13 protein-coding genes are annotated in these 17,279 nt (G+C 41.9%); 6 read left to right on the top strand and 7 right to left on the bottom strand.

The window, feature by feature from the left end; translation table 11 throughout:
* The first annotated feature begins 111 nt into the window (after positions 1–111).
* The 4 genes from DXK30_RS01660 to DXK30_RS01645 all read left to right on the top strand — a co-directional run bounded on the left by DXK30_RS01660 (position 112) and on the right by DXK30_RS01645 (position 9,292).
* The gene (locus DXK30_RS01660; RefSeq protein ID WP_114700181.1) at positions 112–3,822 is read left to right on the top strand and encodes an Ig-like domain-containing protein; all 3,711 of its coding nucleotides are present in this window, start codon (positions 112–114) and stop codon (positions 3,820–3,822) included.
* 360 nt (positions 3,823–4,182) lie between these two features.
* A complete protein-coding gene (locus tag DXK30_RS01655; RefSeq protein WP_227670735.1) occupies positions 4,183–5,721 on the top strand; it encodes a TolC family protein in 1,539 nt (512 codons plus the stop codon).
* A gap of 74 nt (positions 5,722–5,795) precedes the next feature.
* Positions 5,796–8,120: a type I secretion system permease/ATPase gene (locus DXK30_RS01650; protein ID WP_114700179.1), complete on the top strand. Its 2,325-nt coding sequence runs from the start codon at positions 5,796–5,798 to the stop codon at positions 8,118–8,120.
* Positions 8,121–8,122: 2 nt separating this feature from the next.
* The gene (locus DXK30_RS01645; RefSeq protein WP_114700178.1) at positions 8,123–9,292 is read left to right on the top strand and encodes an HlyD family efflux transporter periplasmic adaptor subunit; all 1,170 of its coding nucleotides are present in this window, start codon (positions 8,123–8,125) and stop codon (positions 9,290–9,292) included.
* Between the two features lie 115 nt (positions 9,293–9,407).
* Here the strand turns inward: DXK30_RS01645 and DXK30_RS01640 are convergent, their stop codons facing one another.
* From DXK30_RS01640 to DXK30_RS01610, 7 genes are all read right to left on the bottom strand, one after another.
* Complete coding sequence (locus DXK30_RS01640) at positions 9,408–10,142, bottom strand: hypothetical protein (protein ID WP_162799504.1); 735 nt, start codon at positions 10,140–10,142, stop codon at positions 9,408–9,410.
* An 87-nt stretch (positions 10,143–10,229) separates the two neighbouring features.
* On the bottom strand, positions 10,230–11,252 hold the full coding sequence (locus DXK30_RS01635; RefSeq protein ID WP_114700176.1) for an acyltransferase: 1,023 nt from the start codon (positions 11,250–11,252) through the stop codon (positions 10,230–10,232).
* 542 nt (positions 11,253–11,794) lie between these two features.
* Entirely contained in the window at positions 11,795–12,337 is a 543-nt protein-coding gene (locus DXK30_RS01630; RefSeq protein WP_114700175.1) for a peroxiredoxin-like family protein, read from the bottom strand.
* A gap of 187 nt (positions 12,338–12,524) precedes the next feature.
* Positions 12,525–13,412 carry a glutathione-dependent disulfide-bond oxidoreductase gene (yghU, locus tag DXK30_RS01625; protein WP_114700174.1) on the bottom strand — a complete coding sequence of 296 codons (888 nt, stop codon included), beginning with the start codon at positions 13,410–13,412 and terminating at the stop codon, positions 12,525–12,527.
* A 70-nt stretch (positions 13,413–13,482) separates the two neighbouring features.
* Complete coding sequence (locus DXK30_RS01620) at positions 13,483–14,136, bottom strand: DsbA family oxidoreductase (RefSeq protein ID WP_114700173.1); 654 nt, start codon at positions 14,134–14,136, stop codon at positions 13,483–13,485.
* 110 nt (positions 14,137–14,246) lie between these two features.
* Entirely contained in the window at positions 14,247–14,801 is a 555-nt protein-coding gene (locus DXK30_RS01615) for a carboxymuconolactone decarboxylase family protein (RefSeq protein ID WP_114700172.1), read from the bottom strand.
* A 391-nt stretch (positions 14,802–15,192) separates the two neighbouring features.
* Positions 15,193–15,483 carry a putative quinol monooxygenase gene (locus tag DXK30_RS01610; protein ID WP_114700171.1) on the bottom strand — a complete coding sequence of 97 codons (291 nt, stop codon included), beginning with the start codon at positions 15,481–15,483 and terminating at the stop codon, positions 15,193–15,195.
* A 287-nt stretch (positions 15,484–15,770) separates the two neighbouring features.
* On the opposite strand from DXK30_RS01610, the gene DXK30_RS01605 reads away from it, so the two are divergent.
* Both DXK30_RS01605 and DXK30_RS01600 read left to right on the top strand, forming a co-directional pair.
* A complete protein-coding gene (locus tag DXK30_RS01605; protein ID WP_114700170.1) occupies positions 15,771–16,451 on the top strand; it encodes a glutathione S-transferase family protein in 681 nt (226 codons plus the stop codon).
* A gap of 122 nt (positions 16,452–16,573) precedes the next feature.
* Entirely contained in the window at positions 16,574–17,158 is a 585-nt protein-coding gene (locus tag DXK30_RS01600) for a TetR/AcrR family transcriptional regulator (RefSeq protein ID WP_114700169.1), read from the top strand.
* Positions 17,159–17,279: the final 121 nt, after the last annotated feature.

Genomic DNA, 17,279 nt, shown 5'->3' with positions numbered 1-17,279 from the left:
CCCAGTCACTATTATCAAAAAATGAGCATATCCATAAAATAATTTATAAATATAAAGGTTATAAATATAGACAAAAACTTAACTCGTAATTAACTAATCAAGGAAGATTTTATGAAAACTATAACTGTTAAAGCCAATAATCAAGTCGGGACAGTTACTGAACATACTGTAGTTACTCAGACGAATACGCCGACAGTGATAAAAGCTACGGATAAAACCAATTATGAGATTTTCGATACAGTAGAGGGTCGAGCACCAAAAGATATTATTACTAAAAGAGTGGATAAAGATCTTCATGTTTCTTTTGAAAATGACATTCAAAATACTGACCTAATTATTGAAGGGTTTTATGACAATATCGATAGCGCTCTGATAGGTGTCGCCGATGATGGAAGCTACTATTATTATGTTCCTGATACAGGTGAGATGACAGATTACGTTACCGAGCTACAGATGGGAGAAGTACAAAGTCAATCATTAGGCGGAAACTCCTATGCAACCCCTTGGTGGATAGGTGCCACAGAAGCAGAAGGGCTAAGTGCCTTGCCTTGGCTGTTTGGTTTAGCAGGAGTAGGTATCGCGGCAGGGTCATTAGGAGGAAGCGACAGCAGTAGTAATTCACCAGTGGACACCATGGCTCCAGATGCGCCAACAAGTATTAATGTTGGTAATGGTGATGCCTTTATCACTGCTGATGAAATTACTGATGGTCAGGTTAGTGTCGTTGTTGGTCTACCAAGTAATGCGGTTTCAGGTGATGTTGTTATTGTCAATGGTACTGAACAGAACCTGTCTGAAGACGATATTCTGAATGGTAATGTCATAGTTCAGGTCAATGCTCCAGCAGAAGGTGAGTTGTTTAACGTTAGTGCAACTCTTAGAGATGAAGCTGGTAACGAGTCAGATGCGCTGGACACAACAGTAGGCGTAGTAGACACTATCGCGCCTGACACACCAGCCGCAGCCCCAGAGATTAGCGATAATGTAGCCAATGACGGCAGTGGTGACGTACTGGACCCAGCAGAAATTATTGGCGCTGATGGCCTGACTAATGACAGCACCCCAAGCGTCGTGGTTCCTGCTGATCAACTGGCTAACGGTACTCCGCAACTGGTCATCGATGGGGTGGTGGTTGCCTCAATCGCTGAGACCAATACCGATGGTAGTGTGAGCTTGACGCCGACTGACCCTCTACTAGATGGCGAGTATGACGTAAGCTACAACATCAAGGATGCAGCTGGTAACGTAAGTGGCAATGCACCTGTAGTAACAGTGATCGTAGATACCACCACTTCAATCACCATTATTGAACCAATTGCTGGTGACAATGTTATCAACGGAGATGAAGCGGCTGAAGGCTTTAATGTGAGAGGCACAGGCACAGCTGGTGATACCGTAACCCTAACCAATGGATTAGGTACCGTTATTGGTAGTGGTGTAGTGAGTGATAATGGTCAATGGATTATCAACGTAAATTCAGTACAGATCAATGCTATGGGTGAAGGCGCAGAAAGCTTAACGGCGACCGCTAAAGATGCTGCTGGTAATGCTGCTGTCGCGACTGCTGACATCACTGTGGTTTCTGCCACGACAGTGTCTATTAGCTCACCAATTGCTGGTGACAATGTTATTAACGCAGATGAAGCGGCTGAAGGCTTTGATGTGAGAGGCACAGGCACAGCTGGTGATACCATTACCTTATTCAGTGAATCAGGTAACATCATTGGTACGGCTATAGTTGATGCAAACAACAAATGGATTATTCCAGTTGATGAAGATGACGTTGATGAAATGGGGCAGGGTGCAGAAACCTTAACAGTGCAGGCTGAAGATGCAGTAGGTAACATTTCCACCGAGACCGCATCTATTACTGTGGGCGTAGATACTATCGCGCCTGGTGGTGGCACAGATGCGACACAAGTGGCGCCAGTAGTGGCCATTGCTGAAGCAGCGGACGGTGTCAATGCAACCGAATTCCAAAACGGCGTTCAAACCCAAGTCACCTTACCAACGGGCACGATAGCAGGTGATATCGTAACACTTACAGTCACCCCTGATGGTGGAGCTCCGATTACTGTTGATTATGTTGTGACTGCAGAGGATCTTAGTGGCGATGGCATAGCTGAAGTGACCATTCCAAATAATACAATTGGTGGCATAACTGCCGATGGTGACTATAGTGTGACAGCGGTGGTGACCGATGCAGCTGGTAATAGTAGTGCTGTAAGTGATGCAGTGGGCTTCACGGTAGACGTAACTATTATTGCTCAAGACGATACTGCTAATCTTGATCTGGCATTACAAGTCACCACATTGGTCGCAATAAGTGAAGAAGAGTCTACAATACTTGAAGCACTTGAGACAAACAATGGAACGGAAAGTAATTTAAGTTTTACAGTAAATGACAATACAAGTGGTACCGTCAATATTGAGCTTACAGAAAGTGCATTAGTACAAGTAGCCGACGCGATCAGCCTAGAGGTCTACAATAGTGATAATGAGCTTGTGTACATTGCGGCTAATGTAAATAATCCATTGGTAGGGAATGTTGCTGGTTTAGAAGTATTGGGTTTAACAAATAATAATGGTAGCTTGACAGCAACGTTATCTGGTTTAGAGCCGGGTAATTATAAGATAGTGGTAAGTAAGGATAGTAGTACCTTAGAAACCCTAATAAATGATCTTACAGTATCAGAGCTGGGTGAAGCGGGTGTGGTATTAGGGACTGATAATCAAGATGCTATTTTAGATGCAGTGGAAACTGGGTTAGGTTTTCCTTTGGGTTCTACAGTCAGAGCAACTCTTGAGATGGCTCTAAACTTAACAACAGACCTAGGCGTTGGTGAGTTCCTCAGTATAGCCCAGCCGATTTTAATTGCTGCAGGTGCACCAATTGATCCTTTGCTAGATGCCGTCGCTGCTGAAGTTCTGAGCAATACTCTGGCGTTACTTGAAACAACGGAGGTCACGGCAACACTGACTGAATACAGTTTCGATAATAACACTGTAGTTTCAGGTAATGTTATCGATCCTGATCTAAATTCAATTGGTGAAATAGGCGAAGATATAGTCACTGCTAATACTGTTTTGACTAATATAATAGGCGCTAATGGCATAGCCACTTCTACTCAGCTTGATGGTGTCAATGCATTCTCTATCAACGGTGAGTACGGTGTGCTGATTATTGATGAATATGGTAAATACGAATATAGAGCTAACGGTGACTATGCTTCTTCAGGCCAGTCAGATGTATTTACCTATACTATTTTCGATGATGTCACTGGTGCTAGTGATACGGCAGAGTTAGTGATTGATTTGACTTACACGATTGATATGGCAGCTGGTGATGATATTGTTAATATTACAGACAATGTTCTTCAATCGTCGTTGGATGGATTGGATGATAATGCAAATACTATCAATATCGACTCATCTTTAAGTGTGAATATTATAGGTGGTGAAGGTTTTGATACTATCAATCTAACTGGAGCAGGTCAGACGTTAAGTCTATCTGATATTTTCCAAACGGAAGTGGTTGATATTAGCGGTACAGGTGCCAATACACTGACTCTTCAGGCAGCGGATATTACCAACTCAGGAACCTCTGATCCTATTTACGTGAAAGGAGATAGCGATGACACAGTAGATTTAGGTGGTGTCGGTGCTGATCTTAGCGACACAGATGGCGCTAACAGTCCTTCAGTTTGGGTAGACGCAGGAACTGATGTCACAGATACTAATGGTCAAGTATATAACGTGTGGCAATTAGATAATAATGCTGCTACGCAAGTTTATATCGATACTGATATCACTGTTATCTAATATTGTCTGGTTATCTTTTAATGTAGAAAACGCTTCCAAAACGGAGGCGTTTTTCGCACTATTCATTTAATTAATTTTAAATATAATATCAATGACAAAATTGATTTTATGGGCGTTTCTATCGTGAGTTGCCCGTCCTTTTAGGGTAGCAGTTTACTCAAGAAGTTTTTTATTCAGTGTTATGCCAATGACGATGACTAAATAAACTTACGTTACTGAAATTTTACTCCATTTTATACATTAGACGTCATTTCAGATATTATCTTATTGCCTTATAAGGTGAGTTTTAGTAAGGTTTAATGCACAAAAGATCAACATTTATTCAAAAAACACTCATAGAGCTGATCACTGAAAACTAATATGAAAAATTCGTCAAATCGTAAGCAGTTACCTTGTAGTATTTCAGTGCGCCATTTTATGATTGCTTTGGCGACTGGTATATGTTTTACAGTGACTTCACACGCAGCAGTAGAAGATTTTCAAATAAATAGCCTAGTGGCGCAGGCAATTCAAACGCATCCTTTAGTAGGGTCGGCTCGAGCGAGTCAACAAGCAACAACTGAAGGAATTAATGCAGCCAAATTAAACCTTCTACCAACGCCAAGCGTAAGCTCAGGTTACGATAGAGACAATGACTTTGTCTCAGAGCTGACCATCCGCCAGCCCCTATGGACAGGTGGTAAGCTCACCGCAGATGTCAATCAAGCCATATTCGATGATAAAGCCGCTGTAGAGTATATATATGAGCAGCAAAACCTAGTGGCCAAAACGACGATTGATGCTTGGCAGAGCTATCTACAAGCTGTCGCCAAACAAAGTGTCCATGTGGAGAATTTGAAAGAGCTGAATGATTTTGAAGCCATGATGCAGCGGCGCGTTGGTCAAGGCGTATCAGCTCGTATTGAACTTGATTTGGTAACCAACCGTATCCTGCAAGAGCAAACATCTTATCAAGCGGCAGTTGAGCAGCAACGTATCGCCGCTGCTAGGCTAGAACAAATCATTGGTCAACCACTGTCTCAGATGAGTGTCACGAGCATACCGAACCTTAAGGTGTTGGTAAATCAAGCTAAGCAGCAATCCGTTGACTTTGAAAGAATGGCGTTCGATAGAGCTGGCTTTTACAATCCTACCGTTGTAAAAGAACATTTCCAAATTGAATCCGCTAAGCAAGGTGTCGAAGCACAACAGGCAGCTCGTTACCCAACCATTTATGCCCAATATGAGCATGCTTACTATCATGAGGATAACGAAAACGATGGTAAGTTCTCAGTAGGATTGAGCTATGCACCAGGTGCTGGATTTTCGAATTTTGCGCTAGCACGAGCCTCACAGGCAGAGGTCAAAAGCCTAGTACAAAACCAAGAAGCCGCACGCCGTAATGTCATCGAGAATATTCAAGTACAGTATCAGCAGTTTGTCAGTGCCAAAGATAGAGAAACCTCGTTGGTTGCTGCTGTGGCAGGGGCACAGATTGTAGTCAGCTCTTACCGCCGGCAATTCATTGCAGGACGCAAGTCTTGGCTTGAAGTCCTGAACGCTGTCCGTGAGCATAACGATTATCAAGTCCAGCTGGTACAAACTCGTGCAGAAATGCTAGGTGCATTTTATAGACTACAAGTAGATTTTGGCATCATGCAGTGGCAGCAGTTTTCTCATAATCGTGACCCAGTGACTTTGTTTAGCCCAGCAAACTCTGTTAAGCAATGGCTTAGTAAGCAAGACAAAAACAGCGCTAGTAGTCATTTCGGTTATGGAGACAACGCAGCAGAAGAATATATCGATATTAAGCTGCCCGCGACGGCAGAGCAAAGCTTGAACAATGGTGAGTATCTCATGTTAAATGATGATTACAGTATCACGCCGATAACTGATCAAGAGAATATGACAAATAAGTAAATAACAAAGTCATATAAGTAGACGTAAATTATCCTACATACGCAACCATCTAAAATATTAAATAAGCGATCAATATGAGTGCACAATTACAAAAGACACCGTCTCAGTCTGTTGACCATCATGAGCTGCAATACTCAGAGCAGGTCGATCTGACCGAAACGTTGACTGATGCGATTAAGCATTTACTCGGACAGCAAGGCTATCCAGTAGACAATATACGGCTCCATGATGTTGTCAAACGTCATAGTGAGCAATCGGACAGGCAAGGTCATAGCATTCATGAGTTAGGCGGTGTCATTGCAGTATTACAAGGCATTGGCATAACAGATACACCAGAAATATTAGAGCAGCCTGATGCCGCTTTTTTGCCATTATTGGCGTATCGAACGGATTTAGGTTGGGGCGTGATTGACAGCCAAACGCCGCAAAAAAGCTGGAACTTTAGACAAGCGAACCAGCAGGTACATACGCGTGCCGAAGAATTGACTTTGGTTATGCGTATTCGTTTGAAAGAAGATCATATTAAGCGGCGAAAGGCCTCATTTTCTGATCTGTTAAAGTCTGATTTGGGTAATTATAAAGGCATTTTAGCTGAAGCCGTTATTGCCACTTTTCTAATTAATATGTTGGCATTAGCTGTTTCTCTATTTTCTATGCAGGTTTATGACCGTGTCATACCAACGCGTAGTGAATACACGCTGATCATTTTAGCCAGTGGCGTCTTCTTAGTGATTATGTTTGAAGCGTTTATGAAGTTTTCTCGCTCAAGAATCATGGATAAGGTCGTCGTCGGTCTAGACCAGTACCTATCTCGAGAAGTGTTCCAACGTCTACTCAAAGTACGTATCGACCAAATGCCGGGGTCAGTTGGCTCTATGGCAGCACAGCTACGTGGTTATGAGCAAGTACGTAGCTTTTTTACGGCGAGCACGCTTTTTGGTTTAGTCGATTTGCCCATGACCATTATTTTTATCAGCTTAATAGCTTTTATTGGCTCGCCATTAGTCGCTGTTGTACCAGTGATAGCGGCGGTCATCGCAATTACGATGGGACTGATTGCACGCAAACGTATCGATGCTATTGCATCAGAGGGCGCGACTGCTTCTTATTATAAGACAGGTCTGTTAGTAGAAGCTGTGGAAGGCGTCGAGACAATAAAAGCCGGGGCAGGCAGCTGGAAGTTTCTCTCGCGTTGGCTAGATGTGATGGATGTCACTATCAAAAACGATTTGGATATGAAGCATGCCAATGACAACTTAACGTATTTTACGCAGATGCTACAGCAAGTAAGCTACGTTGGTATCGTGATAGTCGGGTCGTTTGTCGTCATGCAAGGTGACATGACAATGGGCGGACTGATTGCCTGCTCGATACTTGGTGGTAGAGTGTTAGCGCCTGTTATGGCGATACCCAATCTGCTAGTACAGTACGCTCATGCCAAAGCGGCCAAAATGAATATTGAAAGTCTGTTTGCACTAGAGCAAGACAACCAAGGCGTTGCGTATCCATTATCGCCTACGCATATAAAAGGCGCGTATCAGTGCGATGGATTGACGTTCAATTACCAAGGCAACGATCGACCAGCCATTACGGTTCCGCAACTATCGATTAAACCAGGAGAGCGTATAGCGATACTTGGGCCTATTGGTTCAGGTAAATCTACCTTGCTTAAGGTGCTGGCAGGACTGTATGCACCAACGGAAGGACGCGTGTTGTTAGACGGACTTGATATACATCAGATCAGCCGTGAGACACTTAGTGAGCGCTTGGGTTATCTGCAGCAAGACCATCGATTGTTCCAAGGAACGCTGCGTGAGAACCTATTAATCGGTATGGCAGCGCCCAATGACGATGTCCTTCAAGAGACTTTAAACAGGACAGGGCTAATCAACTTAGTATCCAGTCATTCAAGCGGTCTTGACCTACCGATCAGTGAAGGCGGCAAAGGTCTATCAGGTGGACAAAAGCAACTGGTGGCATTTACCCGTTTATTATTGACCAAACCTGATGTGTTCTTGTTAGACGAGCCGACGGCTTCTATGGACAACCGACAAGAGCAGCGCTGCCTACAAGTGCTACGTCAGGAGTTGACGAAAGGGCAAACGTTTATTGTGTCTACCCACAAGACAGCATTGCTCGACTTGGTAGATCGGCTGATCATTATGGATAACCAACGTATTATTATCGATGGTCCAAAACAAGCTGTACTTGATGAGCTCAGAAAAAACGATCAAGCAAAAAATAAAACCACCGTACAGCAAAAAGATAGAATCGTTGATAAAACCAATCAACCGTCAAAAGAAGGTGCAGACGAAAATAAGCCTGCTACATCCAGAGTAAGAAACATCAGCGTAAAACCCATCAATGCTAAACAGTCAACAGACGATCAAGGGAAGTAGGCATGTCAGAGTATAAGTACACACCCACTAAACCCCAGGTTAATCGTTCCAGGTTGAGTATTTGGATAGCATTAATCGGGATCGTCACTTTAATTGTCTGGGCCTCATTTGCCAAGATTGACCAAGTGACCCGTGCGCAAGCAACGGTAATCGCCAGTGCTCGAACGCAAGAAATCCAAGCGTCAGAAGGCGGCGTATTGACTCAGTTGGCTGTCACAGAAGGTGAAGAGGTTAAGGCTGGTCAGTTATTGGTAGTGTTGGAGGAAGAGCGTGCTAAAGCAGCTGTTGATAATTCTGCTTCTAAGACAGCTGCGCTAACTGCTAAGTTAGCAAGACTAAATGCTGAGATTTTTGAAAAACCGTTGGTATTTCCTAAAGGGGTACAGGACTATCCTGAGTACGTACAAAACCAAAGGGCACTATACAACAGACGTCGTCAAGCTATCAACGAGGAAGTCTCTTCCCTTGAAAAAATGCTAGTGCTGGCACGTCAAGAATTACGCATGAATGAGCCTTTATTAAAGTATGGCGATGTGAGCCAAGCTGATGTCATCAAGCTCAGTCGTCAAGTTGCTGATATCGAAGCGCAGATTAATAACAAGCGCAATAAGTACTTCGAAGAAGCACAGGCTGAAATGACGAAGGCTCAAGAAGAGCTAGATACAGAGCTTGAGCAATTGCGAGATCGGGCACAAGTACTTGAAGAGAAGCGCTTGATGGCTCCTACAGAAGGTAAAATTAAAAACATCAATGTGACCACTATTGGCGGTGTCGTCAAGCCTGGTGAAGTTATCATGCAGATTCTACCGACCAGTAGTGACTTGGTTATAGATGCCAAGGTCAATCCCGCTGATATTGCTTATGTCAAAGAAGGTCAAGAAGCGACGGTTAAGCTCGATGCTTATGATTACTCTATCTTTGGAGCCATGAAAGGGACAGTTAACTATATCAGTCCAGACACGCTAATGGAGCAAACACCTAAAGGCGAAGAGCCTTACTACCGTGTATTAATTGTGATTAATGGTGCTGAGTTTAAGGGGCGCGGTGATGAGATTGTCATTAAACCTGGTATGACAGCTTCTGTCGATATTAAAGCGATGGAACGTACGGTATTGTCTTATTTAACTAAGCCAATTACCAAAACTTTATCAGAAGGTTTGGGTGAGCGCTAACAGCTTAATATTGAGTATTTATTGACGAGATTAAAAAACCCCAGTTAATTGCTGGGGTTGTTTGTATATAGAGGTATTGAGTCTAATTGTGCTACTGCTTATCACTCTTATATTCTTAGTTAGAATTTTCAGGAAGTCTTTGGCTAGTCGTCTCTTTTCTTAACTGTTGTTGCTCATCAATTTTCTGCTGATTACGCTTTTTGACTTCGTTAATAGCGGCACTTAATTGATTATTTATTGTTTCCACTTCAGTTTTTGCTGAAAGATAGTCTTTATCTATTTTGACGTTACTTTTTTGAGCAGGGACGTCTATATCCAGCAAGCTTGCATTGTTTCTAATCTCTTCTAATTTATCATCAGTACTCGCAACTATAGATTGGGTATTGCTATCTGTTTGAACATTTAGCGCTTTTTCCTCTTGCGCAGGAGTTTTGTTTGTTTGAACTGATTCTATCGATGTAGAAGTGGGTTTTTTAGGTTTATTATCGACGTTATTGGCAGCTGAAGAAGAGGGCGCTTTTCTGCTTTCCACGTTGGCTGTTTGTCCATTATTACTTGCTAGCTGAGATGCCTCAGACTTATCACCAATCTCAGATTTTTTATTGACCGTGTCTTCTACATTGTCGTTAGTGTCATTAGATGTCTTAGTGCTGGTGACAGTAGTGGTATAGACCTTTTCAGGTATATCTACATTGTTGATAGCAGCAGGTTCAGTCGTGTTCGTTTGGCTATCAGCTACTTCTACCGAATCCGTCTGATGAGTGTTGAGATAGAAAATAAAGAAAACCCCAACATGTACTAATACTGCAAGGCACAACGCCCAAAACCATTTTTCGCGGAACTTCATCATTATATGGCTTTACCTCTATCATCTTAGTACACGTGTGACACACCTTGAGGTTATCAAATAATTGGGATTGTTGGTAAAGAGAATAGGCTAAGCCTGTTCAGTATTGTCTTTGATTTCAGAGTCTTTATTTCCAGAGTCATTGTTCTCAAACTCATTGGTTTCAAAGTCACTGCTCTCAAAGTCAGCTAGCATCTCTGTGATAAGTTGATCCTTTTGATGCCATATTTGCTCTACCCAATCAAACATCTGTGCTTTTATCGCTTCATCTGTTTCATAGCCGCCGTTCTTGATCGCAGTAAACAGGTCTTTGGGTATCTCAATATGTCGCACATCGACGCCTAAACGTTTGATATTGCCTTTCCATAGATCGCTATAAGTGGGCACACCGTCAGGGTAGACAATCGTCATGTCTAAAATCCCATCAATCTCTTCCCCTAATGCACTCATAGCCAGTGATAACCCGCCAGCGCGTGGCTTAAGTAAATGCGTATAAGGGGATTCTTGCTTATCATGTTTGCTAGGAGTGAAGCGAGTTCCTTCTAGATAGTTCAATAGCGTAAAAGGCTTGTCCTTGAGCAACGCACACGCTCGTTTCGCTTCTTCGATATCCTTACCCTTTAGAGCAGGGTTTTTGGCTATGGCTTCTTTGGAATGTCGACGCATCATAGGAAAGTCGAGAAAGTAGAAAGCTTGACCAATGACAGGGATATATATGAGCTCAAACTTGGTAAAAAAGCGCGTCAATGGCAAGCGTTTTTCGCTGATATATTGCACGATACTGGTATCAACCCAAGACTGATGATTGCTAACCAGTAGATACTTACCGTTTGTATGCACATCATCAGGTAAGTTAATGCGCCAGTCTTTACGTGGTAATACGTTATCGATCAATGCATTGTTGCTATTGATCCAATAGTTTGTCACATCGATAACGGCTTTGTCAGCGATGGCAGCACCAGTGATAGCCTTGGTAGCACCCATTACCCAGATAGGTAGCCCAGCTAACATGCTATTAAAAGTGATAACGCTAGTTGCCGTCGTTAATGAAGCAGCTTTGCCCAATTTTGGAGCGCGTTCATGTAGTTTTTGAACGATTGATTTCAATCGCATATTGAATCCTTTTACTCATATTTATGATGAGATATTGATAATGTCGCTATATAATTTTAGCAGAAATTAATCTCAGTGTACGAGTGTTAACAACAAATAATAAACAGCATTGGTGAATTAGAACGTACAATTATATCAAGATTTTGCCAAAGCGAAATACGAACCAGACCATAAAGACAGCCTGTTTTATTTATAAAAACTAACCGATGAAAAAAGAAATATAGCTTGCTCAAAGGTAACATGTTTGTAGATGATATTTTGAGTTCAAATATAGCCCTTATATGCTGGCTAGTCTACGAGTTTCTTCTAGAACCTCTTTTTATAGATTCACAGTGCTACTCACACATTAGTACTGAGCAAAGATTAATGAAATTAGATATGAAGCGACTACGTTTGATAGCAGATAGGTTATCAATAAATAAAAAAAGGGCGTATCAAGAATTATCTCGATACGCCCTTTGCAATTTAACTGGTTAGATACTGATTAGATAGTAATCAGCCAAATAATCGAGTGAATCAACACTCTATATTTACTATATCAATTAGCCGTGCATACCACGGATAGGGTAGTTGTTTTCTGGGTTTCTAACAAAAGCCAAACCATTTGCCAAGGCTTCAAGATCTGGTCTAGAGAACGGTGCATTTGAGATATCAACGATATGTACTTTTCCTTCAGCGTTGATAACGAACACAGCAGGCTCAGCGAAAGGATGATCAGTTTCTTTTTCTGAACGTGGGTCAGAGATGTATAGACCTAGCGTGTTCATCTGCTCGATAGTCAGACCATAAGCCATAGGGAAGCTAACATCTATCTGATCTAGATGACCTTCTAACTGCTCTTTACTGTCTGCAGATACTGCGATGATATCGACACCGACGTCATAGAAAGATTGTTTTACTGTCTCTAAGGTATTTAGATACTTTGTGCAAATTGGGCAATGCTTACCACGATAGACAACGACCATTTTCCAGTCATGACCATTTTCAGGTTTGCCTAATGAAGTCATTTCACCGTTTAATACTTGTACTTCCATTTCAGGAAACGTAGTACCGGCTTGAATTTTTTGAGCATAATCTGTTGACATAGTTCTTATCCTTTTTAATAGTATTTTTATGGTTAGTTGGTATTTAACAGCCTTACATTAGCAGTCTTAAGTGCAAAAGTGTTGGATGTTTACAGTCGTCCCAAGTAGTAACAGGAAAAATTAACATTACTTTTAAAATCGACCAATAAGACTACTTAAGTAAGCTAGTAAGTCATAGACAAAGCGTCTATTTTTTTGCTTCTTCAGTTGTCTGAGCATCTAGTTTATCTTGAGTTTTTAGCTCAAAATCTGAGGCATCATGACGTTCGTGTAATTGCTCAGCAGGTTCACCCCAAGTGCGGTTTACCTTGCGCCCACGTTGCACAGCAGGACGCTCTAAAATCTCAGTTGCCCAGCGACGCACATTGGGATAGCTCTCAACTTGCAGGAACTCTCCTGCATTGTATGCTTCGCCTAGTATTAGATTGCCATACCAAGGCCAAGTGGCGATATCTGCAATCGTATACTCATTGCCACCTAGATAGCGATTTTCTGCAAGCTCACGTTCTAGTACATCTAATTGGCGTTTTACTTCCATCGTGAATCGATTGATAGGGTATTCAAACTTTTCTGGTGCATAAAAGTAAAAATGTCCAAAACCGCCGCCCAAGTAAGGGGCAGAGCCTTGTAACCAGAAGAGCCAATTCATCACTTCAGTACGTGCTGCTGCATCTTTAGGCAGCAGTTTTCCGAATTTTTCGGCCAGATAAAATAAAATAGCGCCACTCTCAAACACACGGCTACCAGTCTCTGTATCCAAAAGCACAGGAATTTTTGAGTTTGGATTTAGCTCAACGAAACCTGATGAGAACTGTCCACCTTCACCAATCTGAATAAGGTGCGCGTCGTACTCAGCTTCTGTCACACCTAATGCCAATAATTCTTCGACCATAATGGTGACTTTTTGGCCGTTAGGGGTACCCATTGAGTAGATTTGCAACGGATGTTTGCCGCGAGGTAGTTCTGCTTCATGCGTTGGGCCAGCGATAGGGCGGTTGACACTTGCCCACTTACCGCCGCTTTCTGCATCCCATGTCCAGACGCTAGGTGGCTCGTAATGATTAGAGTTTGACATAATGATGATACCTTTTTATATACTGTGCTCAGTAGGGTGTAATTGGTAAATCAGATCCAGTTTATTGTTTTTATTCTGGCATGTCTGCTAGTTGCTTTAAGATGCTTTTGTAGTTTTCTATACCTTGTGCGCCGCTCACCAGATGACGACCATTAAAGATAACGGATGGTACGCTTTGAACACCTTGCTGCTTTGAATGCTGTACGGCTTCACGTATCACATTGGCAAAGCGTTGATCTGCGATAACGGCAAGCGCCTCAAAACGATCTAGTCCGATATCTGCTGCGACATCTGCCAGTACGGTACTGTCAGCCACGTTTTTATTATTAACGAAATGCGCAACGAACAATGCTTGTTTTAGGTCGTGCATACGTCCTTGCTGATCAGCCCAATGCAGCAATTGATGCGCATTAAAAGTATTGTAGGTTCGAAACTCATCGGTAAACTGAAAGTTAAATCCAGCTTCTGCACCTGCTGCTGTCATTCTAGCTCGGTTCTCTTTAACGTCCTCAGCAGTTGTACCGTACTTCTCCATAATATGCTCACGATAGTTTCTTCCTTCGTGCGGCGTATTAGGATTTAATTCAAATGGGTGCCAATGAATCTCATGCGGCGTGTTGGTTTGTTTTAGTGCCTCGGCTAATTGGCTATAACCGATAGCGCACCAAGGGCATACAACGTCTGACACGATGTCTATTTGTAAAGGTTTTTTTGCCTGTTCCATAGGATCTCTCATTAGCGATAAATTAAAATGAAAAACTGCTGCCCGAAGATGTTTCGAACAACAGTATGAAAACATCAAATGGACTGTGTCAGCGTTAGCCGAAAAACGTATTAGTCAGCTTTATGCCATTCAAATTTCTGGAATGGTTTGTCGACTGGGGTATTAGCTAGGTGATTCGTGTAGTTGCTCATGACTTTTTGAGCAGCACCAAGAATAACTTCAAGGATCTGGCGCTTAGTGTAGCCTGCATCTAAAAATGCTTGAACCGCGCTGTCATCAACGTTACCACGACCACGTACGACAGAAAGCGTAAAGTCACGTAGCGCTTCTAGACGTGCAGTTGGTAGTGGCGTCTCATCACGTAATGCATCAGTGATAGCGTCATCTACTTTCATGCTCTTAGCAATACCAGTATGCGCAGGCACACAGTAATGGCAAGCATGTTCAACGTTGATAGTTTGCCATACAACAGTAGTTTCTTCATCATCAAAGCTGCTGTCTAAAAACAGTTGATGTAGATTTTGGTAGCCTTCTAGCAAGCCAGGCGCTTCAGCCATCACGGCGTGTAGGTTAGGTACCATGCCAAATGCTTTGATAGAAGAATCAAGCAAGTCTTTGCTTTCTGCTGGGGCTGTGTCTTTGTCGTGTAGAGTAAATTCGGTCATAACATAATTCCTAATAATAGGTTTGAGATTTGGTCTGTTTTAGAGTTTTCATGCCCGCTTCAAAGCAATCGCTGATTACATTCAATTATTGGCTTGAGTATTTACTCAAAATTAGCAACTTTGCTTAGTAAGCGAGTCAATAGAGACTACTATAAATGATATTGAGCAATCGCTCAATAATTATTTGAGTAATCGTTCAAGTAAATTGTAATGGCTCAATTACATTTCTCTGCGTAATTCATATTATTCTATTAATATCAGTGCCTTAATAAGGTAACACTGTGTAAGTAGTAAGAAAAAATAATGGTAAAAAAGCGATTATTAGCGTTAATAACATTATCTTCTCTAGTGTTACGCACAAAGCTTATTGAAATGATTGAGTGAATCGAGATTAATTAACTTCAGTCATCTCATGTAGAACGAATGATTCAACCGCGCCTTCTGTTGCGGCAGAGAAGTCTTTTAAGTGTTGGTTTTCCATATGTATTTGCCATAGCTCACGCGTAGCCCAGCTTTCATGAAACATAAAGTGAGTGGGTTTTTCATTATCTTGAAACAAGTCATAACGAATACAGCCTTCTTCGCTGCGAGTAGCTGGTATGAGTTTTTCGAGTTCAGCTTTTACGAGAGCGATGCTATCGTCCTTTGCTGTTATGTGGGCGATGATGGTTAATGTAATCATTTTTAATCCTTTGAATTGGTGTGATGGTTAAACAAGTTGTGAAGATGTCTGTTGGTAAAAGAGACGATATGCGAGCAGGGTTATACCGATACTGTATTTATTATATCAATATATAACATTACTTGAACGACCGTTCATTTGTGGTTATAGTGTATATCAGACAATAAAAATGTGCTTCAAATTTCGACGTCTATTTTTGTTATCTCATTACAGCTTTTATAGTCATTAGTATAGTCACTAGATTTGATGGTCATCAGACGACTGTCTTCATATAATAGGATAAAGTTATGCTTAAATTTTATTTTCATCAAACGCCAAACCCAATGAAAGTAGCATTATTTCTTGAAGAAACAGGGCTGCCTTATGAGCTTGTTGCAGTAGACACGCTAAAAGGTGAGCAGCATACACCTGAGTACCGTGCTATCAACCCAAACGGCAAAACACCTGCTCTAGAAGATGACGGCAAACGCGTGTTTGATTCTACGGCAATCTTGATGTATCTTTCTGAAAAAACAGGAAAGTTAGCAGGACAACCAGAAGATCGTAGCGAGATGCTTTCATGGCTAATGTTTGTGGCATCTGGATTGGGACCTTTCTCTGGTCAGTCTGTTCACTTTAGACATAAAGCGCCAGAAAAAATCCCATATGCGATTAATCGCTACCTTCGTGAGGCCGAGCGTCACTATGAAGTGCTAGATACGCATCTAGAAGGCCGTGAATATATGGTTGGTGATAGCTACTCAATCGCTGATATTTCTACTTGGGGCTGGATTGACAAGGCGACAGTTGTGCTAGGCGAAGGCGGCTTGGATAATTATCCGAATCTAAAGCGCTGGTTTGATAGCATTAATGCTCGTCCAGCGGTACAAAAAGCCCGTGACATTCCCGAAGGTATTGATTTCAAAACTGAGTTTGATGACGTTGCTGCACGTGCGCTTTATCCGCAAAACTTTGATAAAAATAGTTAATCGAAGCAAAGAGGCTTAATAAGTTTTATAATATAAAAAGTGATTAAAACCAGTAACTAAGGTTGATTCTACAAACTTTGCCTTAAAATAGATTTTAAGGCAAAGATATTAAGGTGAAAATTATGAGTGCTCCGATAAAGTTCAATCGTGAGGATGTGATCGAAAAGGCAAAAAATCTCTATTGGGAGAAAGGCTATCACGCGACATCAATGCGCAATTTGCAAGATGTGGTAAATATGCACCCAGGTAGCATTTATGCAGCTTTTGGTAGTAAAGACAAACTATTTACAGAGTCGCTGAATCGCTATGCCGCAGATGGTGCCAAGAGATTGGCCGACTGTATTGAGCAAAAAGACACAGTGCTAGAAGGCTTAAAATATTTTATCCATACGATGATTGTCTGTAATAGCGCTACTGCGCCTAGCGGTATGTGCATGATCGTCAAGACAGTCGCTGAGCTTACTCAAAACGATAGTCCAGATTTGCTCACACATGCAACGAATATCTTAGAAGGTATAGAGGCGTCGTTTGCCGTGCTCTTTGGACAAGCCATTGATAGCGGTGAGATTAGCGCAGAAAAAGATCCAGTTGAGCTGGCGCGTTATTTCCAAATTCAAATTATAGGTCTCAGGACTTATGCGCAAGTCACTAACGACAATGATGCAGTAGAAAAATATATCGATGATATTTTTAAAAATATCGTATAGCAAGGTTGTATAAAAATTAGATTTTTTAGTTTTGACAGCTCGCGCATTTTGTCGTTGACCAATTATCACGGCATTACTAAGAACCCTGATTGCTAGTACATTAGCAATCAGGGTTTTTGTT

It is taken from the genome of Psychrobacter proteolyticus (genome assembly GCF_003350005.1).
GTDB lineage: Bacteria > Pseudomonadota > Gammaproteobacteria > Pseudomonadales > Moraxellaceae > Psychrobacter > Psychrobacter proteolyticus.
The sequence above is the reverse complement of the archived record's forward strand: the minus strand, read 5'-3'. Positions and strand labels throughout refer to the sequence as shown.